This window comes from Catellatospora methionotrophica (assembly GCF_011297335.1).
GTDB lineage: Bacteria > Actinomycetota > Actinomycetes > Mycobacteriales > Micromonosporaceae > Catellatospora > Catellatospora methionotrophica.
The window spans coordinates 55,349-76,684 of the sequence record NZ_JAAOTJ010000012.1 but is presented as its reverse complement, the minus strand read 5'-3'; the positions used below and the strand labels follow the sequence as shown (position 1 = coordinate 76,684).

Here is a 21,336-nt window from a genome sequence, read left to right as displayed (position 1 = left end):
AAAGATCAAAGCGTATTGTGCGGCACGTCTCGCACGCAAACAAGGGACAGAACGTGACAGAACTAGCTACCACCGGCACGGATCTGCCGCGGCTGCGCGAGCTCAACTCGTTGAGCATCGTGCGCGCGCTGCGCGACCACCCGCCGTCGACCGTCACCGAACTGTCCCAACGCACCGGGCTGTCGCGGCCCGCCGTCGACGTCATCGCCCAGGGACTCGTCTCCGACGGGTGGGCCACCGTGCTCGAACCCGGAGCCAGCAGCGCCGTCGGCCGTCCGGCCCGCCGCTACCAGTTCCGCGCGGGTGCGGGCTACGTGCTCGGCGTCGACGTGGGCGTCCACAAGATACTGGCGCTGCTGGCCGACCTCGACGGCAACATCGTGCAGACCGTACGCCAGTCCGTGACCGCCGAGGCCGCGCCCGCCGAACGCCTCGCCGTGCTCGACGAGGTCGTCACCGCCTGCGTGGCCGGAGCGGGCAAGACGCCCGGCGACATCTGGGCCGTCACGGCCGCGGTCACCGGCGCGGTCGACGCCTCCGGACGCACCAGCTTCTTCACCCCGCTGCCCGGCTGGAAGAGCGTCAACCTCGCCGCGCACCTGGGCACCCACTTCTCCTGCCCGATCGTGGTGGAGAACGACTGCAAGCTGGCCGCCCTGGCCGAGCAGTGGAAGGGCGCGGCCCGCGACGCCGACGACATCGTCTACCTGCTCGCCGGTATGCGCACCGGCGCGGGCCTGATCATCGACGGCGTGCTGCGGCGCGGCTTCGGCGGAGCGGCCGGTGAGATAGGCGCACTCAAGCACGTACGCTGGCTCAACGCCCCCGAGCACCTGCAGAACTGCCCCGGCGTGCCCGCGACCGTCAGCCCCGACGACGCCGCGGCCTGGGTCTTCAACGCCGCCCGCGAAGGCGACCGGGCCGCGCGCGCCGCGGTCAACCGCTACGTCAAGGACCTGGCCGTCGGCGCGGCCGCGCTGGTGCTCACCCTCGACCCGCAGGTGGTCGTGTTCGGCGGCGGCTTCTCCCGGTCGGCCGACCTCGTCCTGGACCCGCTGCGCAACGAACTCCAGCGCCTGTGCCTGCGCATGCCCGACGTGCGGGCCTCCACGCTCGGCGCGGACTCGGTCGCCCTGGGCGCGCTGAAGCTGTCCCTCAACGAGGTCGACGTCCGGCTGTTCAGCGCGGGCCTGTCCGCCCCGGTGGCCCCCCGCCGCCAGTAGGGCCGGTTCGGCGCGCGGGTGGGGTCGGATCGCGCGCCGGTTGCGGATGGAGATCGCTGTCTCTGGTCACAAGCCGCGTTCCTACCAGAGGTTCTGCCCACAAACAGTGATCATGCCCCGGCGCAGCCGGACCGATGGGAACAGACGGTCACCGCAGGGTGAGAATGAGGCGTGAGAGCGACCCTTTCCACGCCTGCGGCCATCCCCGCCGGAACACTGTCCGCCCACCCTCAACCGGTGCTCTCCGGCCCAGGTGATCTGGTGCTGAGGCCGTGGGAGGACGACGACGCGCCGGTCTTCCTCGCCGCATACCAGGATCCCGCGATCCGGCACTGGCACACCCGCCAGCCCAGCTCCGCCGACCAGGTCCGCGAGTGGTTCGCGCAGTATCGGCAGGCGTGGGCGGAGGAGACCGCCGCGAGCTGGGCGGTGACCCGTGGCGGCGGCGAGGTGCTGGGACGGCTGGCCACGGGCTCGTGGAACCTGGACGACGGTGTCGCCGGGTGCGCGTACTGGGTGCTCCCTGCCGCCCGTGGCGCGGGGGTGGCGTCGCGGGCGCTGAACGTGCTGAGCGCGTGGGCTTTCGGCGAGGCCGGTTTCCATCGGCTGCACCTGGATCACTCGACCCGCAACGAGGCGTCCTGCCGGGCCGCGGTCAACGCCGGGTTCCTGCTCGAAGGCACCAAACGCAGCGACGCGATCCACGCCGACGGGCGGCACGACATGCACCTGCACGGGCGCGTCCGCGGCGACGCCGCACCGGCCGAGCGCGTGCCGCGCGACGGCTGACCATCATCGGAATGCGGGCACGGATCGCCTGGTTGATGCTTGTATGAGTGTTTCCGCGCGCACCCGGATCGAGCACGGCGCCAAGCGCGTACGCGTGTACTTCAACGGCCAGGTCGTGGCCGACACGAGCAGTCCGGTGCTCGTCTGGGAGGTGCCCTACTACCCGGCGTACTACCTCCCGGTCGCCGACGTGCACAGCGACCTGCTCGCACCGTCGGGCCACACGGCCGACTCGTCGACCCTGGGCACGGGAACGCTCTACACGGTGCGGGTCGGCGACCGCAGCGCCGAGGACGCCGCGCTGCGCTACGAGAAGTCGCCCCTGCCGGAGCTGCGTGACCTGGTGCGGTTCGAGTGGGACGCGATGGACGCCTGGTTCGAGGAGGACGAGGAGGTCTACACGCATCCGCGCGACCCGCACACCCGCCTCGACATCCTGTCCAGCTCCCGCCACGTGCGCGTGGAGGTCGACGGGGTGACCGTGGCCGAGTCGCACCGGCCGACGATCCTGTTCGAGACCGGACTGCCGCCGCGCTGGTACCTGCCCAAGACCGACGTACGCGCCGACCTGCTGACGCCCACCGACACCGTCACCCACTGCCCGTACAAGGGGCAGGCGGCGTACTGGTCGGTGCGGGCCGGGGACACGGTGCACGAGGACCTCGCGTGGACGTACCGCACGCCGCTGCGGGAGAGCCAGAAGATCGAGGGCCTGGTCTCGTTCTACAACGAGAAGGTCGACCTGTACGTGGACGGCGTGCTGCAGAAACAGCCCCGGACCAAGTTCAGCTGACCACCGGTCACCGCAGCGGCCGGCGGGCGGGGGCGAAGGTCAGCCGCATGCCCGGCCGCGCCTGCGCGACCAGCCAGAAGTCGTCGGGATGGACCACCCCGGCCACCGGGTATCCCCCGGTGGTCGGGTAGTCGGCGAGCAGGACCACCGGCTGACCCGAGGGCGGGACCTGCACCGACCCCGCCGTCATCGCCTCACTGGGCAGCTCGTCCAGCCGGGTCCGCTGGAGCACGGGCCCGTCCAGGCGCACGCCGACCCGGTTGCTCTCGCCGGTGACCATGTAGGCCAGGCCGTACGGGCTGGTCGCGAACCAGTCGTCGCGGGGGCCCGGCAGCAGGCGGATCGTCGCATGGGCGGGAATGGCGGGCGCGGGCGCGACGTCGACCGCCGCGGGTCCGCGCTGGGGCGGGCCGAGCGGCAGCGCGCTACCGGCCTGCAGCGGGTCCGGTCCCAGGCCGGACATGATGTCGGTGGACCGGCTGCCGAGCACCGGCGCGACGTCGACGCCGCCCGCGACGCCGATGTAGACACGGGCCCCGCTGGTGGCAGCGCCGACGCGGAGCACCGACCCCGCGCCGACGAACACCGGCGCGTACTGGGCTGCCGGGCGGTCGCCGACGAAGACCGGGCTGGGCGCGCCGGTCACGGCGATCCAGCGGTCGCCGGTGAAGCGGACGTCGACGCCGAGCAGGGTCGCCTCCAGGCCCGCCCGGTTCTCGTCGTTGCCGACGAGGCGGTTGGCCAGCCTGAGGCTGGGCTGGTCGGCGGCTCCGGACCGGGGCACGGCCAGGCGCGCCCAGCCGTGGCGGCCCAGGTCCTGCACCGTGGTCAGCAGACCGGGGCGGGTGATCACCACATCGGTCATACCGCCGTGAACCTCACTCGTGAGCCCGGTGCCAGCAGCGTGGGCGGCTCCCGGTCGGCGTTCCAGAACAGGGTGTCGGTGTGGCCGAGCAGGCGCCAGCCGCCGGGCGAGCGCCGCGGGTACACGCCGGTGAACCCGCCCGCCAGCGCGACGCTGCCTGCGGGCACCGCGGTGCGCGGGTGCTCCAGCCGTGGCAGGTGCAGCAGCGGGGGCAGGCCGCTGATGTACGCGAACCCCGGCACGAAGCCGCAGAACGCCACCTGGAACTCGGAGCCGGTGTGCGCCTCGACGATCGCGGCCTCGGACACGTCACGCAGCCGCGCCACCTCGGCCAGGTCGGGCCCGTCGTAGCGGACCGGGATCTCGACGACGTCGGCGGCGGTCCGGCCCGACGGTGTTCCGGGGTGCCACCGGTCGAGCAGCGCGGCGACCTCCACCCGGCTCAGGCCGGGCCGGTCCAGTTCGAGCAGCACGGTACGCGCGCCGGGGATCAGGTCCGTGATCAGCGCCGCCGCCCCTGTCGGCCGCAGGGCGTGCAGGTAGTCGTACAGCGAGGTCGCCTCGGCGGTGGTGTCCACTTCGACCAGCCAGCTGACCAGGCCGTACGGCAGCAGCCTCATGCGGGGGTGACCGCCGCGACGATCTCGCCGCGCGCGGTGTGCAGATAGTGCCGCAGCATCTCGCGTGCCTCGGCGAGCTGCCCCGCGCACACGGCCGCGCAGATCCGGCCGTTGAGGTCGAGGTAGGGCTCGTGCAGCGACCGGGGGTCGGCCACGGCGAGGAAGCCCAGCCGCATCTCGGTCATGACCCGCTGGAAGAACTCGTCGAGCCGGGGGCTGCCCTGCAGCGCGACGATCTGCGCGTGGAAGCGCAGGTTCGCGGTGCCGACGGCGACCCAGTCGCCGTTGTCGGCGGCGTGCCTGCCCTCGGCGACCGCGGCCGTCAGCAGCGCGGTGTCGAGCTCGGCGGGCGTGGACGTGATCAGGTCCAGGGACGACAGTTCGAGGATCTCTCGGATCCGGTAGATGTCGGCGGCGTCGGCGGGGGTCAGCCGCCGCACCGAGACGCCCTTGTTGACCTCGTAGTCGAGCAGATGTTCGGCCTGCAGGGTGCGGAACGCCTCCCGGACGGTGTTGCGGGAGATGCCCAGCGCGTCGGCGAGGTCGGTCTCCGGCAGCGGGGTGCCGGGCATGAAACGGCCCTCGAAGATGCCGTCGCGGATCACCTCGGCGGCGCGTTCGGCGGCGGTGGGCTGCGGTTTCAGGCTCGGCAGGTCGGCCAGTGCCGCGCGCTGCGGGCGTACGCCTCTAGGGTTGCCCATGGCTCCTCGTTCAACAATCGACAGCAAAACGTGCCACAATCCTTGCGATCACGCTGCGCTACTACTTACACTCAATCCACATTGTTCAACAATCGACATCTCGCGGTCGGCAGTATATCTTGCCTCGCCGCGCGCTCCCCCGTACCGGCACCACGTCCCAGGTCGTGTTCCGAACGCAGCAAGAGGGAGTACACCCGCGATGAACGACCCCCGCACCGCCCGGATGCGTTTCCGGACCGGGCTGAAGGCCAGCACCTCGGGCTTCGCCCCCGGTTTCACCCAGGCCAACCTGATCGCCGTCCCCGCCGGGCTCGCCGCCGACGTCGAAGGGTTCATGCACGCCAACGCCCAGGCCTGCCCCCTGCTCGAACGGACCGAGCCCGGAGCGTGGACCTCGCTGCTGGCCCCGGACGCGGACCTGCGCACCGACCTGCCCGCTTACCTCGTCCGGCAGCACGGCGAGCTCGTCGCCGAGGTCACCGACGTGCTCGCCTGGTGGCGCGAAGACCTCGTCACGTTCCTGCTGGGCTGCAGCTTCACGTTCGAGAACGCGCTGCTCGCGGCGGGCGTGCCGGTGCGCCACCTCGCGCGGGGCAGCACCGTCCCGATGTACCGCACCAACGTGGACTGCATGCCGGTCGGGCGCATGCGCGGGCCGCTCGTGGTCTCCATGCGGCCGATCCCCGCCGACCTGGTCGGCCTCGCCGAGCAGATCACCGCGCGGTATCCCGAGATGCACGGCGCGCCCGTCCACGTCGGCGATCCCGCCGCGATCGGCATCGCCGACCTCGACCGGCCCGACTACGGCCAGCCGGTCACCGCCCATCCGGGCGACGTACCGGTCTTCTGGGCCTGCGGCGTCACCCCGCAGGCCGCGCTGCTGGCAGCGGCACCCGACCTGGCCATCTCGCACGCCCCCGGCCACATGTTCATCACCGACCTACCCGACGAGCGGTTCCGCACCGCGTCGCCCGACGAAAGAGATCCCGCATGAGCACCGTCACCACCGCCGAGCAGGCCGTCGAGACCGCCGCACGGGCCGCCCACCGGGCCGCGCCGCAGCTGGCCGGCAGTTCCGCCGAGATGACCGACCGCGCCCTGCGCGCCATGGCCACGCGCCTGGCCGAAGCCGCCGCGCCGCTGCTCGCCGCCAACGCCGACGACGTCGCGGCGGCCCAGGCGCGGGGCGACGGCCCCGGAGTGATCGACCGGCTGCGGCTCGACAGTGGACGCCTCGCCGCCATGGCGGACCAGTTGAACCAGCTGGCCGCCATCGACGCCCCCGCCCACCGGGAGGTGGTGCGCACCCTCGACGGCGGGCTCGTCGTCGAGCTGCGCCACCGGCCGGTGGGCGTGATCGGCGCGAACTTCGAGGCGCGGCCCAACGTCGTCGTCGACATCGCCTCGCAGCTGATCAAGTCACGCAACGCCGGTGTCCTGCGTACCGGCACCGCCGCGCTCGCCTCGGCCATCGCCCTGCACGACCACGTCATCGCACCCGCGCTCGCCGAGGCCGGGCTCCCCGCCGAAGCCGTCCAGCTCATCCGCGTGCCCGGCCGCGAGGCCGCCACGGCGCTGGTCACCCAGGGCGCGCTGATCCCGCTGGTGATCCTGCGCGGCAGCGGCGACAGCACCCGCAGCCTGGCCGAACTGGCCGCCCGCAACGGCGTACGCACCCTCGCCCACGCCGACGGCGGCGCGGTCCTCTACCTGGACCGTGCCGCCGACCCGGCGAAGGCGACCGCGCTCGTCGACGCCGGGCTGGATCGCCTGGGCGTGTGCAACCGGCTCAACCTGCTGCTCGTCCACCGTGAACTCTGGGACGACCTCGTGCCGCGCCTCGTGGAGCGGCTGGCCGCGCGCACGCCCGCGATCCGCGCGTCGCTGCCGCCGCACGAGCACGCCCTCGGCTACGAGTGGGCGCTGGACTCGGCCGCCGAGGCCACCGTCACCATCGCCCCCGCCGACGGACCCCTGCACGCGGCCGACCTCGCCAACGAGCAGACCTCGGGGCTGGCGGCGGGCATCGTCACCGAGGACGGCGCGGCCGCCGCCGCGTTCCTCACCGCGTACAGCGGCACGGGCGCGTTCTGGAACGCGACCACCCGGCTGCTCGACGGGTTCAAGCTGCTCGGCATCCCCGAGACCGGCATCAACATCGACAAGGTCCCCGGCCCCCGCGGGCCGGTGACGTTCCGTGACCTGGTGCTGCGCCAGTACGTCGTCGCAGAAGAAGGCAGACTCTAACCCCCTGGAGTTCTCATGACCCTCGCCGGCATCCTGCTCCGCCGCGACCCGGTGGCGCTGATCGGCACCCTGCTCTCCCTCGGGCTCTCCCTCGCCCTGGACGTCACCGGCGCCGCCAGCGGAGTCGAATCGCTGCTGGCGGCGCTGGGCGGCATCACCCTCGCGTTCGTCCTGGACTCGATCGTGCGCGCGGAGCGCCGCTTCCAGCTCCGGGAGACGGTCGAGGCCACCCCGTGGTTCGGCGACGCGATCCACCCGCTCGCCGCCAGCGCCCGCAAGATCGATCAGCTGTATCCCGGTTCGCACGTCAGCGCCGAGGCACGGCTGCGGTTCGAGCAGCTCGCGGAGAACCTGGCCGACCTCACCCGGGGCCGGTTCGAGCGCGAGGGCTCCGACTACACCTACCTCATCCAGCCGACGCTGCAGGCGCAGCTCACCATCGAGGCGGTCACCAACATCCTGCCCGGCAACAACCGCCTGGATTGGTGGGAGGCCTCGGACGGGCGCGAATACTGGCAGGCCAACCTGGACGCCATCGCCCAGGGCGTGCGGATCACCCGGATCTTCACGCACGCCGGGATGTCCCACCGGCTGGAGCAGCTGATCGAGGCGCAGCGCGCGGCGGGCGTGCACGTCGTCGTCCTCGCCCGCGCCGAGGTCCCCGAGGCGCTGCAGATGAACTTCACGGTCTGGGACGGCAGGCACGCCTGGGAGGCACGCCTGAACGCCGCGGGCACGGTCGTGGCCAACATCTACACCGTGAACCCGACCGACGTGTCGCGGATGCGCGCGGCGTTCGACAGGCTCGTCCACGCGTCGGGCCAGCTGCGGCGATGACCCTCGTCTCGTGCCTGGTAGTCACCCTCATCGTGTGGACGATCAGCCTGATCAGGTCGGTCCGGCTACGCGCCGTCGTCTACAGCCTGCCGATCCCGATGACGCTGGTGCTGCTGGCGACACCGACCGTCGTGGACGGCGCGCAGCTGCTGGGCGTGGTGGCGCTGAACCTGTTCTTCGTGGTGGTCGCCGTCGCCCACCACCGGTTCGGCTGGCCGATCCTGGTCGCCGACGCGGTGGGCGTGGCGACCTACGTCGCGCTCGGCGCGTCGATCGCCGCCGTCGCGCCGTGGCCGCTGGCGCCGACGCTGGTGGCGGTGGTGCTCGGGTGGATCGCCGTCAACGCGGTGCTGGCCCGCCGCCCCGGCGACGACGCGCCCGCGCGGCCGGACCTGCGCCCGGCCGCGGTCAAGCTGGCCATCGCGTTCGGCGGTTCCGTGCTGACGATCGCGCTGGGCGGCGTGCTGCACGGGCTCGTCGTCACGTTCCCGTACGCCGGGGTGCTGGTCGCCGTCGAGTCGCGGGCCGACCTGCCGCAGTTCTGCCGGCACTTCGCGTACAGCTGCCTGGGCATGATCGCGTTCGTGGCGACGTTCGCGGTCGCGCAGACGTCCTCCCGGGCGGCCGCGCTGGCGCTGGCGTGGGCGGCGTACGCCGTCTGCGCCGGGCTCCTGCTCGTGCTGCGTGCCGCCGGTGCCCGGGTGGCCCGGCGGCGGCCGTGACTCAGTAGGCGATGCCGACGGCCCGGCCGATCGTGGCCGGGTCGCCGAGCGCGGCCAGCATGGCGTGCGCGACGTCGGCCCGCGAGATCGTGTGCCCCCGGGGCACGTTCCCGCCGAGGACGGTCCGGTAGTGGCCGGTCAGCGGCTTGTTCACGAGCTTGGGCGGCCGGAACACGGTCCACTCGGCACGGCTGTCGCGGATCAGCCCCTCCATCACCGTCAGATCGCGGTACACCTCGGCGAGGACCGCGCTGATGATCGGCAGCAGGATGCGGCGGTTGAACAGGTCGTCGCCCTCGGCGGGCGGGCCGACCGGGGCGGCGCTGACCGCCACGAAGCGCCGGGTCCCGCTCGCGGCCATCGCGGCGAGGATGCCGCGCGTCGCGTCGGAGGCGATGGTGCCCGCCTTGCGGCCGCGCGGGCCGACGCCCGACAGCACCGCGTCGCTGCCCGTCACCGCGGGCAGCAGCGCGTCGGGGTCGCTCAGGCCCGTGACCGTCGCGACTTCAAGCGCGGGATGCCGCGGCTCGAAGCTCGCCGAGCGGCGGACCACGGCCGTCACCTGGTGCCCGGCGTCCAGCGCCTGGCGCACGATGTGCCCGCCGATGCCCCCGGTGGCTCCGAAGACCGTGAGTTTCATCGGTTGTCCTCTCCAAATACGGCACGTTGGTGATTGTTACCGTACACGACAATTTCTCGGCCGTACAATATCGGGGTGCCAGAGAATCGACCGCTGGGTGAGCGGACCAATTTCCTGCTGTCGCAGCTGGGCTTCCACACCGCGGCGCGGTTCACCGAGCGCCTGGCCGACCTCGGCATCCATCCGAGCCACTTCGGCCTGCTCATGCACCTGTCCCAGGGCGAGGGCCGCACGCAGCAGCAGCTCGCCGAGGCACTGGGCATCCACCGCAAGGTGATGGTCGGCCTGCTCGACGACCTGGAGCAGCGCGGCCTGGCCGAGCGGCGGCGGCATCCCGCCGACCGGCGCGCCCATGCGATCTTCCTGACCGACGCCGCCCGCACCCTGCTGCCCGACGCGCAGGCCAGGGCCGATGCCGAGGAGGAGGATCTGCTGACCGGACTGGACAGCGCGGAGCGGCGGCAGCTGCTGGGACTGCTGCAGCGGCTGGCCGAGCGGACCGGCAACCCGCGCGGCGTACACCCTGGTCTGCGTCGCCACCCCGGCCGGTAGCAGGCGGGCGCTCGACCGGCCCCGCCCAGCTGAGCGCCCCGCGTTCACAAGTCAGCAACATATTTCGATTTTTCGCTCATTGACGGAGGAATCGGCCGGCTATAGCGTCGCCTCGCGGCACCACGGCCGCGGGGAACGGGGGCCACGCCATGTCCGACACCAGGATCGAACGCCGCACCGTCCTGCGCGGGCTCGGGGCTGCCGGGCTTGGCGCGGCCGCGGGCTGGGCGGCGGGGGCGAACCCGGCCGGGGCCGCCGCACCGCTCAACGTCATCGTCGTGCTCATCGACGACCTGGCCCGTCGTGAACTGGGCTGCTACGGCAACACGTTCAACGAGACGCCGCACATGGACCGGCTGGCCGCCGACGGCACCCGGTTCACCAACGGATACGCGGCCGCGCCGGTCTGCTCACCGACCCGCGCGAGCATCATGACCGGGCAGTATCCGGCCCGCGTCGGCATCACCGAGTTCCTCGGCCCCTCCGGCGACGACTTCCTGCCGACCACCTTCCGGACGCTGCCCGCGACACTGCGCGACGCCGGCTACCGGACCTGCCTCATCGGCAAGTGGCACCTGTCGGAGACCTACACCGGCCCGGTCCGCGACCGCCCCGGCAACCCCTGGTCGCACGGGTTCACCGACGTCATCGCCTCGGAGCAGAAGTACATCGCCGGCGGCGACTACTTCCACCCGTACTTCATGCTGCCCGACCTGCCGCAGCGCAAGCCGAACGAGTACCTGACCGACCGGCTCAACCTGGAGGCGGTCGACTTCATCACCGCCGCCCACCAGCAGGGCACCCCGTTCTACCTGCACCTGGCGCACTACGCCACGCACACCACCCTGGCCGCCCCGCAGGCGCTGGTCGACAAGTACGCGGCCAAGCCCGGCGCGGGCCAGCCCGGCCGCAACGCGACGCTGGCCGCGATGCTGGAGGTCATCGACGACGGCGTCGGCGCGATCCGGGCGAAGCTCGACCAGCTCGGCATCGCGGACAACACGCTGATCCTGCTGCTGTCCGACAACGGCGGCGACGGCGGCGTGGCGACCAGCACCCCGCTGCGCGGAGCCAAGGCCACGTTGTACGAGGGCGGCGTGCGCGTCCCGATGATCGCCTACCACCCCGCAGGTCCGAGCGGGCGCGTCGTCGACGCCCCGTTCAGCACGGTGGACTTCATGCCGACGCTGCTCGGCGCGACCGGCGTCGCCGCCCCAGCGGGCGCACGGTTCGACGGGGTCAGCTTCGCCGGGCTGCTCACAGGCGGCACGGCACCGCAGCGCGACACCCTGTACTGGGTGTACCCGCACTGGCACAACCCCGGGGCGCCGACCGCCTCGGTGCGCCGCGGCAACCACAAACTGCTGCGCTACCTGCACGACAACCGCACCGAGCTGTACGACCTGGCCGCCGACCCCGGCGAGACGGCGAACCTGGCCGCCACCCAGCCCGCCAAGGTTCAGGAACTGCAGGCCGCCCTCGACGCGCACCTGCGCGACGTCGACTTCTTCCCGCCGGCGCCGACCCCCGCCAACGTGCCCGTGGTGGTGACCGAGCAGGAGTTCGACACCGGCCTGAGCGGGTTCACCGTGCTCGCGCCCGCCCCCGAGAGCCGGGCCGGGACGGTCCAGGCGGGCGGTGGCGTGCTGACCGTCGCGGCCGGGGGCGCACCGGCGTTCGCGCTGATGCGGTCGAGCGTGGCCGCCACGCACACCGACGTCGCGATCATCGCGAGCCAGCGCTCCTGGGCCAACAGTGCCGCGCCCGGCCAGGACACCCTGTTCGCCGGGCTGGTCAAGGACGCCGCCAACTATCTGCTGGTCTGGTACAACCACAAGACCAAGCGCGCCGGGTGGGACGTGCGGATCGGCGGCGTGCTGACCGCCAACCGGGTCACCCAGCTCGACGGGAAGATCGACTATCCGGGACCGAACGCCCGGCTGGCCTGCATCGTGCACCGCGACGAGCTCACCGCGTACGCGATGGGCAACAACGGCGTCTACCAGTACCTGCTCACCGCCGACGTCGGCCGCCACGCCCGCCTGGACGACCCGGCCGTGCGGGCGCAGTACCGCTACGGCTTCGGGGTGCGCGTCGACGGCGGCACGGTCACCGTGGAGCGCTTCGCCGTCCGCCGGAGGTAGCCTGCCGCCGGTACCATCGTCGGCGCATACACCGGCGCGGCTGTCGATCGGGAGGGGTGGCCCGTGGCAGACGCAGCACCGCCCGGTGACGGGAGTTCGAACAAGGTCGCCTGGACCATCGCCGGCACCGCCGTCCTGCTGCTGGTGGGCTTCCTCGCCGACTCGGCGGGTCTGACCGCCTTCTTCACCGGCAAGCAGGGTCCGCAGCTGTTCGGGTCGTCGCCGAGCGCGTCGGCGCCGCCCGCGCAGCCGTCGGTCGCGCCGTCCCCGCCGCCGGGCAGCACACCCGTGCGGCCCGCGGCGACGCCGTCGCGCGACCGCCCGCGGATCTCGCCCAAGGGCCCGCCGAACGCCGCCCTGTCGGTGTCGGTGAACCCGGTGCGCTTCGCCAATCGGGGCGTCAAGCACGACGTGACGGTCACCGTCCAGGGAGCCTCACGCGGCGAGTTCATCGACATCGACCTGTTCTACCCCGACGACGTGCCGTTCAGCGGTGGCGTCTGCTCCCGCATCAGGGACTCCGACCGGTGCAGCGTCTACGTCAGCAGCGGCACGACCGCGAACAACCTCGGTGTCGCGACGCTGGACACCGAGTGGTTCCCGGCGGTGGCCTACCGGTCGGCGGCGACCGACGTCGTCGGAACCTACCTCGTGTACGCGAAGGACCGTGTCACCGGCAAGGTCGCGCACACCACGTTCACCATCTACAACGACGCCGACACTCCCCCGGTCGAGGAGTGGGACCTGCCGCCTCAGTAGACCTCGAACGCGCGCCGTACCCGTTCGACACGGCCTGTCCGGTCGTCGTAGGCGACCACGTCGTACCAGCCCTTCTCGTGGCCGCCGCCCTCCCACGGGAAGTAGATCTCGCAGACCCCGGCCGCGTCGGCCACGTAGTTGTCGGCGTACGCGACCGCGCAGGGCCCGGCCGTCAGCTTCGGGCAGGCCCCCGAGCCGTCCCGCTTGCCCGGCAGGATGACCTCGACCGCCACCTGCCCGCCCGGGGTGGCGTTGCGGACGGTCACCTTGAACGACAGCACACTCTCCCAGCTGCCCGGATCGACGGCGACCGACAGCCGCACGGTCTTCGCACCCGGCGTGGCGGGCTTGGCCGCAGCGGTCGTACGCGCCGGTCGGCCGACAGGTGCGGGGCTGGTCACGGCAGTCGGCGCGGCCGATCCGGCGACCTGCGGCCGATCGAAGAAGTCGGGAAAGTTCAGCCCCGTCGAGAAGCTGACCAGACCCGCCAGGTCCGCCGCCACACCGACCGCGGCCAGCACGAACAGCACGATCGCGGCAGGCAGCGCCTTGTTACGCTGAGCGCTCATCCTCGGCTCCGATCAGCAGTGAGGGTCGGCGGCATCGACCGCCACTACTGTATCCGCAGATCATGCCTCGCTTGACTTCAAGCGTTGTTGAGGTTGCAAGCTCGTGAACATGACAGACGGGGTTCTCGACGAGGTATACCAGCGACTGCAGCAGACCGGCCCGGAGCGTGACGGCTGGCTGTCCAATCACGCCCCGATGGCCGCCGAGGCGCTGGTCCGCCACGGGCACGGGGCGCGGGTGCACGCCTGGATCGACGGCTACGCCGACCGGCTCAGCGAACGCCCGCGCGGCATCCAGCGCATCTCCGCCGGGCAGTGGCGTGAGCCGCTGGGCGACCCGGTGCGCACCGGCGACTGGCTGACCTTCTTCGCACGGCAGCTCACCGAACGCCCCTGGCGCGAGGTGCTGGTCGAATGGTGGCCGAGGCTGCTACCAGGTGTGGCGGCCGGGGCCACCCATGGTGTGATCAGGGTCGGGCACGCCGTCCGCGCCCTGCTCGACGCCGAGCAGGACGGCTCGGCCACCCCCGCGCGGGTCGCCGAGCTCGGCGCGGGCCTCGGTTACTGGGCCGCCCGCTGGCAGCCGCTGGCACCGGCGGGCAAGGGCCCGTACCGGTCGACCGACCCGCGCTCGGCATTGGACGCGGTCCCCCGCGTGCCGCACCAGTGGTCGGGCATCCGCACCCGGCTGGCGCAGCTCGCGGACCTGCCCGGCTGGGCAGCGTCGGCCGGGGCGGTCCCCGGCGCGGGCACGGCCGAGCCTGCCCGGCTCGCCGCGATCGTCGAGGCGGCCGTGCTGCGCTTCGGCACGCACGGCCACGGCAACCCGGTGATGCTGGTGCACGCGGCCACCGCGCCCAACGCGATCGCCCGCGTGCTGCCGGTGCTGCCCACGGCGCTGTGGGAGCCGAGCGTGCAGGCCGCCTGGGCCGCCACGGCCGCGGTGACGAGCGCGTACTCGCCCGCGACGGCGCAGCCGATGCCGGACCGGGCCGCCGTCGACGCCGCCGACCTGATGGCACGAGGGCTGCACGACCAGGACTCGCACGGGATCAAGTTCATCGACGCCGCCCTGGACGTGCACCGGCGCACCGGCGAACAGGCGGTGCTGGACGTGGCCGCGTACGCCAACGACCTGATCGTGCGCGGCTGAGCCCTACTGCTCGGCGGCGAGCTGCGCGGCGTCCTGGATCTGCTGGGCGTTGGCGGCCACCGGGCACGGCGCCAGCTCGCCGCAGCTGCCGCAGTACGGGCCGCCCGCCATGACCGGCTGGTGCACGCGGAGGAGTTCGGCGGCAGTGCTCACGACCACGCTGTCAGCATCGAACAGATACACGGATAGCTCCCTGGGACCCGCACCGGCTGAACTAGCCGCTTGGCCGTTGATATCCACGCGGGCCGCCGTTCAAACCAGGCCGGGCCGCCCGGCCGGGTCCAGCTCTGCCAGCTGTTCGGACAGGAACGCCCGCTCGGTCTCGTTCGCCGCGAGCGCCAGTGCACCGGCGTAGGCCTGCCGCGCCAACGCGAGCTGTCCGGTGCGCCGCAGCAGATCCGCCTTGACGGCGGGCAGGTAGTGGTAGCCCGCGAGGACCGGATCGGATTCCAGCCGCTCCACCTCGGCGAGCGCGGCCTGTAGCCCAGCGGCCATGGCCAGCGGCACCGTGCGGTTGAGCGCGACGACGGGCGAGGGCCAGACCTCCAGCAGCCGGTCGTACAGCGTCACGAGCTGCGGCCAGTCGGTCCGGTCGAAGGAGGGCGCCTGCGCGTACAGCGAGGCGATCGCGGCCTGCAGCACGTAGCGCCCGGCGCGGCCGCCGCGCAGCCCGGCCACGATCAGGTCGTGGGCCTCGGCCATCGCCGCGCGGTCCCAGCGGGACCGGTCCTGTTCCGGAAGCCGTCGCAGCCGGCCGGTGTCGTCGAGCCGGGTGGCCCGGCGCGCGTCGGTGACCAGCAGCAGGGCGAGCAGGCCACGCGCCTCGGGCTCGTCGGGCATGAGTTCGTGCAGCATCCGGGCCAGGTGCAGGGCCCGGTCGACCAGGTCGGCGCGGACCAGGTCCGGGCCCGAGGGGGCGGTGTGCCCGGTGGTGAACAGCAGGTGGACCACGGCGAGGACGGCACGCAGGCGGTCGGGCAGTTCGGCGGGGCGCGGCACGCGGTACGGGATGCGGGCGCCGGTGATCTTCTTCTTCGCCCGGGTGACGCGGGCCGCCATGGTCGTCTCCGGCACCAGGAACGCCTTGGCCACGTCTGGTGTCGGCACGCCGCAGACCAGCCGCAGGGTCAGCGCGACCTGGGCTTCCTGTGCGAGCGCAGGATGGCAGCAGGTGAAGATCAGCCGCAGCCGGTCGTCGGGCACGGCGTCGGCGCCGTCGTCCCGCGCGTCGGTCACGGACTCCTCGGGCTCCACCAGCAGCGGGAGCTTCGACCGCAGTGTCCCCGCGCGCCGTAGCGCGTCCACGGCACGCCGCCGAGCCGTGGTCGTCAGCCACGCCGCGGGGCTGCTCGGCACACCGTCGCGGGGCCAGCCGCGCAGCGCGGCCGCGTACGCCTCCTGGACGCACTCCTCGGCCAGGTCCAGGTCACCGGCGACGCGCACCGTCGCGGCGAGCACGCGGGTCCACTCGCGACGGTGCGCGTCGGCGATCGCCGCGGCGACGGCGGCGTGGTCGCTCATGCCGCCGGGCGCTGCACGAACCCGCCACCGGCGACCGGGCGCACCTCGACGCCGCCGCCGAGCCGGCAGGCCGGGTTGAGCCGGGCGATGGCCAGCGCCTCGTCGAGGTCGGCCGCTTCGAGGATGTAGAACCCGGCGACGATCTCCTTGGTGTCCACGAACGGGCCGTCGGTGACGGCGTCGCCGCGCACCGAGGTCGCCAGGTCCCGGGGCGTCAGGGCGTACGCCGCCACCACCGCACCGGAGCGCTCCAGCTCCTGCGCGTGCCGATCGTGCACCGCGGTGTCCTCGGCGGTGGCGTCGGAACTGTGGGCGGAGTCGCCCGCGTAGATGAGAACCGCGTACTGGGCCATGTCGGGCCGCCTTCCTGTTGCCGCGTTGTCGGTACACCTGTACGTCGAACGCCCGGTGCGCATTCGACAGCATGCGCGGCGGGATTTCCAAGAACTTCGGCGACGCGCCCAGAGCGTTACCCTCGAAAGTTCCGAGACTTCTTGGTGAAGGCGCTGCTGCTTGTCCTATAGAGACAACGGCGAACCGTTTCCATCAGCATCCTTATCAGCTCTTTAGCGGTCAAGCATCAACCGAAAGTTCCCGGAAGTCGTTGACTTGACGATCGGCGCTGGTGACGATGCATCTATCGATGGACGTGAGCGTCACCGCCCCGGCGCTCCGGCCGTCGCCCCCGCACCCGCCCTGGCGATGCCAGGCCTCCCGAGTAGGTGGATCACATGCCCGACGCCCCCGCCAGCCTGAACCGCCGCAGACGCGGCCGGATCAGGCTGCTCCTCAGCGCCGCCTGCGCGGCGGCGCTCGCCGTCACCATGCTGGCCCCGAGCGCGTACGCCGACACGACCGTCACCACGAACCAGACCGGCACCGACAACGGCCACTTCTTCTCGTTCTGGAAGGACAGCGGCAACGTCTCCATGACCATGGGCTCCGGCGGGCAGTACAGCACCCAGTGGAGCAACGTCAACAACTTCGTCGCCGGCAAGGGCTGGAAGCCCGGCACCCGCCGGACGGTGACCTACTCCGGCAGCTTCAACCCGTCGGGCAACGCCTACCTGACGCTCTACGGGTGGACCCGCAGCCCGCTGATCGAGTACTACATCGTGGACAACTGGGGCACCTACCGGCCCACGGGCACGTACATGGGCACCGTCACCAGCGACGGCGGCACCTACGACATCTACCGCACCCAGCGCGTCAACCAGCCCTCGATCGACGGCACCGCGACGTTCTACCAGTACTGGAGCGTCCGGCAGGCCAAGCGCACGGGCGGCACCATCACCGCCGCCAACCACTTCGACGCGTGGGCGGGCAAGGGCATGAACCTCGGCACCCACGACTACCAGATCATGGCGACCGAGGGCTACCAGAGCAGCGGCAACTCGAATATCACCATCAGCGAAGGCGGCGGTGGTGGCGGCGGCGGCGGCGGTAACGGCTGCACCGTCAGCGTCTCGCGCGCCGACGAGTGGTCCGACCGGTTCAATGTGAACTATGCGGTCAGCGGCAGCAGCGCCTGGACCGTCAGCATCGGGCTCAACGGCGGGCAGAGCCTGCAGAGCAGCTGGAACGCCACCGTCAGCGGCAGCACCGGCACGCTGACCGCCCGGCCGAACGGCTCGGGCAACAACTTCGGCACCACCATCTACAAGAACGGCAACAACACCACGCCGACCGCGAGCTGCTCAGCCACCGGCGGCGGCAACCCCACACCGACGCCGTCCCCCACCGGCGGTGGCGGCGGTGGCAACGGCTGCTCAGCCGGTTACGTGGGGCTCACGTTCGACGACGGGCCGACCTCCGGCAACACCACCCAGCTGATCAACACGCTGCGCCAGTACAACGGAACCGGCACGGTGTTCCCGACCGGGTCGAACGCGCAGGCCAACGGTTCGCTCATGCAGGCGTACCGCAGTGCGGGGCTGCAGATCGGCAACCACAGCTGGGACCACCCGCACCTGGTCAACCTGAGCTCCAGTGAGATCCAGTCCCAGCTGACCCGGACTCAGCAGGCCATCCAGCAGACCGCCGGGGTCACCCCGAACCTGTTCCGGCCGCCGTACGGCGAGACGAACTCGACGCTCCAGCAGATCGAGTCCTCGCTGGGGCTGCGCGAGATCATCTGGGATGTCGACTCGCAGGACTGGAACAACGCCAGCGCCAGTGCGATCCGCCAGGCCGCCTCCCGGCTGACCAACGGCCAGATCATCCTCATGCACGACTGGCCGGCCAACACCGTCGCGGCGCTGCCCGGCATCCTGCAGGACCTCCAGGCCCGCAACCTCTGTCCCGGCCACATCTCCGCCAGCACGGGCCGCGCCGTCGCGCCGTCCGGCGGTGGCGGTGGCGGCGGGGGTGGCGGTGGCAGCTGCACCGTCAGCGTGTCGCGCGCCGACGAGTGGAGCGACCGGTTCAACGTGACCTTCGCGGTCAGCGGCGGCAGCAGTTGGACGGTGAGCATCAACCTCAACGGCGGGCAGAGCCTGCAGAGCAGCTGGAACGCCACCGTCAGCGGCAGCACCGGCACGCTGACCGCCCGGCCGAACGGCGCGGGCAACAACTTCGGCGTCACCCTCTACAAGAACGGCAACACCAGCACCCCGACCGCGAGCTGCGCGGCAGCCTGATCACCAGAGGTGGGGGCACCGGATTACGGTGTCCCCACCTCTGTCCCCACTGCATCCACGTGCGCTCCCCACACCAGGCTTGATCACTGTTTGCGGTCAAGATCTGCGGTTACACCCGAGGAATCGACCGCAAACAGCGATCTTTCTCCGATGCGGGCTCGGACCACACCGCCGCTTCGGTCGTCGGGGGGCGTGGTGTTGGCGGTCAGGCAGGCGTGGGACTGCTTTGGCTTGACGCTGGGTTGTCGGCGGTGCGGTGTAGCGTCGGGCCGGTGACGTTCTGGCAGCTCACCATCGATGCGAACGACCCGGCGCGGCTCGCGCGGTTCTGGTCTCTGGCGCTGGGCTACCAGCCCGTGCCGCCCGACGGCCCAGCCCCCTGGCACGCCCACTACCGCCACAGGCTGGGCGATGAGGCGGCGTTCGACAACCGGCTGTTCGACCCGGAAGGGCTGCGCCCGCCGCTGTGGTTCCAGCAGGTGCCGGAAGGCAAGGCCGGCAAGAACCGGCTGCACCTGGACCTCTATCCCACCGGCCGCGACGACACGCTCGGCCTGGCACAGCGGATCGCGATCGTGGAGGCCACGGTCACCGCGCTGGTCGCGGCGGGCGCGCAGGTCCAGCAGCGCACCCGCGGCGACGAACCCGACGACCCCTTCTACTTCGTGACCCTGCACGACCCGGAGGGCAACGAGTTCTGCGTCAGCTGACGTCGCGCTACGTGGCCGGTTCCGTGCTCACCACGGATGCCCGGTGGACGGCCCGGCGGGATGCTGGAGGCACGACATCGAGGTGAGGAGTACGACCATGAAGAGCTCGAAGCCCGCGGCGGAGAAGTACGACGGGTTCACCGAGGAGGAGCGGGGCGCGATGAAGGACCGCGCCGGCGAGCTGAAAGCCGCCGCCCGCCGCCCCCGGGGCGCCAAGGCCGACGAGGAGAGCGCCGTCCTGGAGAAGATCGCCGAGATGGGCGACGCGGACCGGGCCATCGCCGAGCGCCTGCACGCGATCATCAAGGAGAACGCCCCGGACCTGACCGCCCGGCTCTGGTACGGCATGCCCGCGTACGCCCGCGACGGCAAGGTGCTCTGCTTCTTCCAGAACGCGCAGAAGTTCAAGACCCGGTACTGCACGCTCGGCTTCAACGACGTCGCCTCGCTCGACGACGGGACGATGTGGCCGACGGCGTACGCGCTGACGAAGCTGACCGCCGCCGACGAGACCCGGATCGCGGCGCTGGTGAAGAAGGCCGTGAGCTGACCCGGACAGCTGGCAGGGGTCCCGCACGCCGGTGCGGAACCCCTGTCAGGTCGGTCTGCGGGTGTTCAGAAGGGGGCCTGGTCCTCGCCCATCAGCGCCAGGATGGTGTTCTTGGAGCCGCCCTTGCGGCTCTGCACGACGACCTTGCCGGACCTGCCGTCGGGCATCTCCAGCGTGAGGGCCATGCCCACGGGGATCTCTACGCCCGCGGACTCGGTCGCGACCCGGAAATCGCCCGCCCAGGGACGAAGGCCACCCTTTCGCCCAGGCTCGGAGAAGAGGGCGGCGGTGCCGGACGTTCTGGTGCCGTCAGCGGACAGCAGCACTGCGGGACTTCGATAAGTAGCCATATGCCCGCTACTTTAGCCGAGATCGGCACCGAGCAGGGCCGTCGCGGTCAGTGAACCTCGACCGGAGTACTGGGCCTAACATTGCTGACACGTTCGCCGCCGGAGGGGGCTCGATGCGGGTCGAAATGATCACGTCAGCAGACGGTTCGCCGGTCGCGCTGCATACGACGGGCACGGGGCCCGACGTCGTCGTCCTGCACGGCGGTGGCGTCCCGCTGGCGCACTACCTCCCGCTGGCGGACGCGCTGGAACACCGCTTCACGGTGCACCTCTACCCCCGCCGTGGCCTGCCCGACGCGGCCCCGCTCACCGGTGCCGAGACGCTGGCCACCGATCTGGCCGACCTGTCCGCCGTGCTCAAGCACACCGGTGCGCGCAGCATCCTCGGCCACGGCAGCGGCGGCTTCCTCGCGCTGCGCGCCGGTCTCACCCTCCCGCTGTACCGCATCGCCGTGTACGACCCGACCGTGTCCGTCAACGGGCGGCCGTCCTACGACTTCCTCGACGCCTTCGAGCAGGCCGTACGCGACGGTGACCCGGCCCGCGCGCTGACGCTGCTGAGCCGGGGGACCTCGGCCGGCGGACCGGCCGCCAGGCTGCCGTACGGCATGTCCGTGCTGGTCAACCAGATGATGCTGCGCCGGTCGGGCCCGCGCGCGGCCGCCGCGCTGCTGCCCACCGTGGCCCCGGAGATCCGCCGTGTCCGCGAGCACGACGGCCCGGCCGGGGACTACGCCACGATCACCGCCGAGGTCCTGCTCGCCGCAGGTGCCCGCAGCCCCGAGCACTTCGCCGAGAACTGCCGCACGCTGGCCGAGGCGGTGCCGCACGGCCAGGCCGTCATCATCGCGGGCGCGGGCCACGACGCCCCGGCGGCCGCCCACGACGAGTTCGTCCGGCCCGTCTCCCGATTCCTGTCGGGCTCACCCGTGACCGCCTGAAACCGCGGCCG

General features: G+C 72.0%; 23 protein-coding genes and 1 pseudogene. 16 read left to right on the top strand and 8 right to left on the bottom strand.

Annotation, left to right across the window (positions count from 1 at the left end):
• The first annotated feature begins 53 nt into the window (after positions 1-53).
• The 3 genes from HAV40_RS24520 to HAV40_RS24510 all read left to right on the top strand — a co-directional run bounded on the left by HAV40_RS24520 (position 54) and on the right by HAV40_RS24510 (position 2,805).
• Entirely contained in the window at positions 54-1,223 is a 1,170-nt protein-coding gene (locus HAV40_RS24520) for an ROK family transcriptional regulator (protein WP_166385119.1), read from the top strand.
• Positions 1,224-1,484: 261 nt separating this feature from the next.
• Positions 1,485-2,012 (top strand): GNAT family N-acetyltransferase, encoded by a 528-nt coding sequence (locus HAV40_RS24515; RefSeq protein ID WP_239085727.1) that lies wholly within the window; start codon positions 1,485-1,487, stop codon positions 2,010-2,012.
• A 43-nt stretch (positions 2,013-2,055) separates the two neighbouring features.
• The gene (locus tag HAV40_RS24510; RefSeq protein WP_166385115.1) at positions 2,056-2,805 is read left to right on the top strand and encodes a DUF427 domain-containing protein; all 750 of its coding nucleotides are present in this window, start codon (positions 2,056-2,058) and stop codon (positions 2,803-2,805) included.
• Between the two features lie 7 nt (positions 2,806-2,812).
• On the opposite strand, the gene HAV40_RS24505 is transcribed toward HAV40_RS24510, so the two are convergent.
• The 3 genes from HAV40_RS24505 to HAV40_RS24495 are packed head-to-tail and all read right to left on the bottom strand — an operon-like array spanning position 2,813 to position 4,991.
• A complete protein-coding gene (locus HAV40_RS24505) occupies positions 2,813-3,670 on the bottom strand; it encodes a 5-oxoprolinase subunit C family protein (protein ID WP_166385113.1) in 858 nt (285 codons plus the stop codon).
• Positions 3,667-4,290 (bottom strand): 5-oxoprolinase subunit B family protein, encoded by a 624-nt coding sequence (locus HAV40_RS24500; protein ID WP_166385111.1) that lies wholly within the window; start codon positions 4,288-4,290, stop codon positions 3,667-3,669. Before HAV40_RS24500 ends, HAV40_RS24505 begins: the two co-directional genes overlap by 4 nt.
• On the bottom strand, positions 4,287-4,991 hold the full coding sequence (locus HAV40_RS24495) for a GntR family transcriptional regulator (protein WP_166385109.1): 705 nt from the start codon (positions 4,989-4,991) through the stop codon (positions 4,287-4,289). The genes HAV40_RS24500 and HAV40_RS24495 overlap by 4 nt, the downstream gene beginning before the upstream one ends.
• A gap of 199 nt (positions 4,992-5,190) precedes the next feature.
• Between HAV40_RS24495 and HAV40_RS24490 the strand changes: the two genes are divergently transcribed.
• Genes HAV40_RS24490 through HAV40_RS24475 form a run of 4 tightly spaced genes read left to right on the top strand, consistent with a single transcriptional unit; the run spans position 5,191 to position 8,797 of the window.
• The gene (locus HAV40_RS24490; RefSeq protein ID WP_166385107.1) at positions 5,191-5,985 is read left to right on the top strand and encodes a putative hydro-lyase; all 795 of its coding nucleotides are present in this window, start codon (positions 5,191-5,193) and stop codon (positions 5,983-5,985) included.
• A complete protein-coding gene (locus tag HAV40_RS24485) occupies positions 5,982-7,238 on the top strand; it encodes an aldehyde dehydrogenase family protein (protein ID WP_166385105.1) in 1,257 nt (418 codons plus the stop codon). The genes HAV40_RS24490 and HAV40_RS24485 overlap by 4 nt, the downstream gene beginning before the upstream one ends.
• A 15-nt stretch (positions 7,239-7,253) precedes the next feature.
• A complete protein-coding gene (locus HAV40_RS24480) occupies positions 7,254-8,075 on the top strand; it encodes a hypothetical protein (protein ID WP_166385103.1) in 822 nt (273 codons plus the stop codon).
• Positions 8,072-8,797, top strand: a complete 726-nt coding sequence (locus HAV40_RS24475) for a hypothetical protein (RefSeq protein WP_166385101.1) — start codon at positions 8,072-8,074, stop codon at positions 8,795-8,797. The genes HAV40_RS24480 and HAV40_RS24475 overlap by 4 nt, the downstream gene beginning before the upstream one ends.
• 1 nt (position 8,798) lies before the next feature.
• Here the strand turns inward: HAV40_RS24475 and HAV40_RS24470 are convergent, their stop codons facing one another.
• Entirely contained in the window at positions 8,799-9,437 is a 639-nt protein-coding gene (locus HAV40_RS24470) for an NAD(P)-dependent oxidoreductase (protein WP_166385099.1), read from the bottom strand.
• Positions 9,438-9,512: 75 nt separating this feature from the next.
• Here HAV40_RS24470 and HAV40_RS24465 point away from each other — a divergent pair, with 75 nt between their 5' ends.
• From HAV40_RS24465 to HAV40_RS24455, 3 genes are all read left to right on the top strand, one after another.
• Complete coding sequence (locus HAV40_RS24465) at positions 9,513-9,989, top strand: MarR family winged helix-turn-helix transcriptional regulator (RefSeq protein WP_166385097.1); 477 nt, start codon at positions 9,513-9,515, stop codon at positions 9,987-9,989.
• Between the two features lie 149 nt (positions 9,990-10,138).
• The gene (locus HAV40_RS24460; protein ID WP_166385095.1) at positions 10,139-12,133 is read left to right on the top strand and encodes a sulfatase; all 1,995 of its coding nucleotides are present in this window, start codon (positions 10,139-10,141) and stop codon (positions 12,131-12,133) included.
• A gap of 63 nt (positions 12,134-12,196) precedes the next feature.
• Entirely contained in the window at positions 12,197-12,892 is a 696-nt protein-coding gene (locus tag HAV40_RS24455; RefSeq protein WP_166385093.1) for a hypothetical protein, read from the top strand.
• Here the strand turns inward: HAV40_RS24455 and HAV40_RS24450 are convergent.
• Positions 12,886-13,461, bottom strand: a complete 576-nt coding sequence (locus HAV40_RS24450) for a hypothetical protein (protein WP_166385091.1) — start codon at positions 13,459-13,461, stop codon at positions 12,886-12,888. The two genes, HAV40_RS24455 and HAV40_RS24450, sit on opposite strands and share 7 nt — an antisense overlap.
• Before the next feature lie 109 nt (positions 13,462-13,570).
• Here HAV40_RS24450 and HAV40_RS24445 point away from each other — a divergent pair, with 109 nt between their 5' ends.
• Positions 13,571-14,614, top strand: a complete 1,044-nt coding sequence (locus tag HAV40_RS24445; RefSeq protein WP_166385089.1) for a questin oxidase family protein — start codon at positions 13,571-13,573, stop codon at positions 14,612-14,614.
• Between the two features lie 3 nt (positions 14,615-14,617).
• Here the strand turns inward: HAV40_RS24445 and HAV40_RS24440 are convergent, their stop codons facing one another.
• The 3 genes from HAV40_RS24440 to HAV40_RS24430 all read right to left on the bottom strand — a co-directional run bounded on the left by HAV40_RS24440 (position 14,618) and on the right by HAV40_RS24430 (position 16,488).
• Complete coding sequence (locus HAV40_RS24440) at positions 14,618-14,797, bottom strand: hypothetical protein (RefSeq protein WP_166385087.1); 180 nt, start codon at positions 14,795-14,797, stop codon at positions 14,618-14,620.
• 69 nt (positions 14,798-14,866) lie between these two features.
• Positions 14,867-16,072 carry an RNA polymerase sigma factor gene (locus HAV40_RS24435; RefSeq protein WP_239085744.1) on the bottom strand — a complete coding sequence of 402 codons (1,206 nt, stop codon included), beginning with the start codon at positions 16,070-16,072 and terminating at the stop codon, positions 14,867-14,869.
• 59 nt (positions 16,073-16,131) lie between these two features.
• Positions 16,132-16,488 (bottom strand): YciI family protein, encoded by a 357-nt coding sequence (locus HAV40_RS24430; protein WP_166385083.1) that lies wholly within the window; start codon positions 16,486-16,488, stop codon positions 16,132-16,134.
• Positions 16,489-16,866: 378 nt separating this feature from the next.
• On the opposite strand from HAV40_RS24430, the pseudogene HAV40_RS38960 reads away from it, so the two are divergent.
• From HAV40_RS38960 to HAV40_RS24405, 5 genes and pseudogenes are all read left to right on the top strand, one after another.
• Positions 16,867-17,841: pseudogene (locus HAV40_RS38960) on the top strand (glycoside hydrolase family 11 protein); the annotation flags it as partial.
• 75 nt (positions 17,842-17,916) lie between these two features.
• Complete coding sequence (locus tag HAV40_RS38590) at positions 17,917-18,774, top strand: polysaccharide deacetylase family protein (protein WP_239085745.1); 858 nt, start codon at positions 17,917-17,919, stop codon at positions 18,772-18,774.
• A 272-nt stretch (positions 18,775-19,046) separates the two neighbouring features.
• Positions 19,047-19,484: a VOC family protein gene (locus HAV40_RS24420; protein ID WP_166385079.1), complete on the top strand. Its 438-nt coding sequence runs from the start codon at positions 19,047-19,049 to the stop codon at positions 19,482-19,484.
• A 97-nt stretch (positions 19,485-19,581) separates the two neighbouring features.
• On the top strand, positions 19,582-20,034 hold the full coding sequence (locus HAV40_RS24415) for an iron chaperone (RefSeq protein ID WP_166385077.1): 453 nt from the start codon (positions 19,582-19,584) through the stop codon (positions 20,032-20,034).
• A gap of 463 nt (positions 20,035-20,497) precedes the next feature.
• Positions 20,498-21,325, top strand: coding sequence for an alpha/beta fold hydrolase (locus HAV40_RS24405; protein WP_166385073.1), 828 nt, complete (start codon positions 20,498-20,500; stop codon positions 21,323-21,325).
• The last annotated feature ends 11 nt before the right edge of the window (positions 21,326-21,336 follow it).

Coding starts and splice junctions, on each gene's coding strand:
- HAV40_RS24510 (WP_166385115.1), top strand. CDS start 2,056: ATGAGTGTTTCCGCGCGCACCCGGATCGAGCACGGCGCCAAGCGCGTA.
- HAV40_RS24505 (WP_166385113.1), bottom strand. CDS start 3,670: ATGACCGATGTGGTGATCACCCGCCCCGGTCTGCTGACCACGGTGCAG.
- HAV40_RS24500 (WP_166385111.1), bottom strand. CDS start 4,290: ATGAGGCTGCTGCCGTACGGCCTGGTCAGCTGGCTGGTCGAAGTGGAC.
- HAV40_RS24495 (WP_166385109.1), bottom strand. CDS start 4,991: ATGGGCAACCCTAGAGGCGTACGCCCGCAGCGCGCGGCACTGGCCGAC.
- HAV40_RS24490 (WP_166385107.1), top strand. CDS start 5,191: ATGAACGACCCCCGCACCGCCCGGATGCGTTTCCGGACCGGGCTGAAG.
- HAV40_RS24485 (WP_166385105.1), top strand. CDS start 5,982: ATGAGCACCGTCACCACCGCCGAGCAGGCCGTCGAGACCGCCGCACGG.
- HAV40_RS24480 (WP_166385103.1), top strand. CDS start 7,254: ATGACCCTCGCCGGCATCCTGCTCCGCCGCGACCCGGTGGCGCTGATC.
- HAV40_RS24475 (WP_166385101.1), top strand. CDS start 8,072: ATGACCCTCGTCTCGTGCCTGGTAGTCACCCTCATCGTGTGGACGATC.
- HAV40_RS24470 (WP_166385099.1), bottom strand. CDS start 9,437: ATGAAACTCACGGTCTTCGGAGCCACCGGGGGCATCGGCGGGCACATC.
- HAV40_RS24460 (WP_166385095.1), top strand. CDS start 10,139: ATGTCCGACACCAGGATCGAACGCCGCACCGTCCTGCGCGGGCTCGGG.
- HAV40_RS24450 (WP_166385091.1), bottom strand. CDS start 13,461: ATGAGCGCTCAGCGTAACAAGGCGCTGCCTGCCGCGATCGTGCTGTTC.
- HAV40_RS24445 (WP_166385089.1), top strand. CDS start 13,571: ATGACAGACGGGGTTCTCGACGAGGTATACCAGCGACTGCAGCAGACC.
- HAV40_RS24430 (WP_166385083.1), bottom strand. CDS start 16,488: ATGGCCCAGTACGCGGTTCTCATCTACGCGGGCGACTCCGCCCACAGT.
- HAV40_RS24415 (WP_166385077.1), top strand. CDS start 19,582: ATGAAGAGCTCGAAGCCCGCGGCGGAGAAGTACGACGGGTTCACCGAG.
- HAV40_RS24405 (WP_166385073.1), top strand. CDS start 20,498: ATGCGGGTCGAAATGATCACGTCAGCAGACGGTTCGCCGGTCGCGCTG.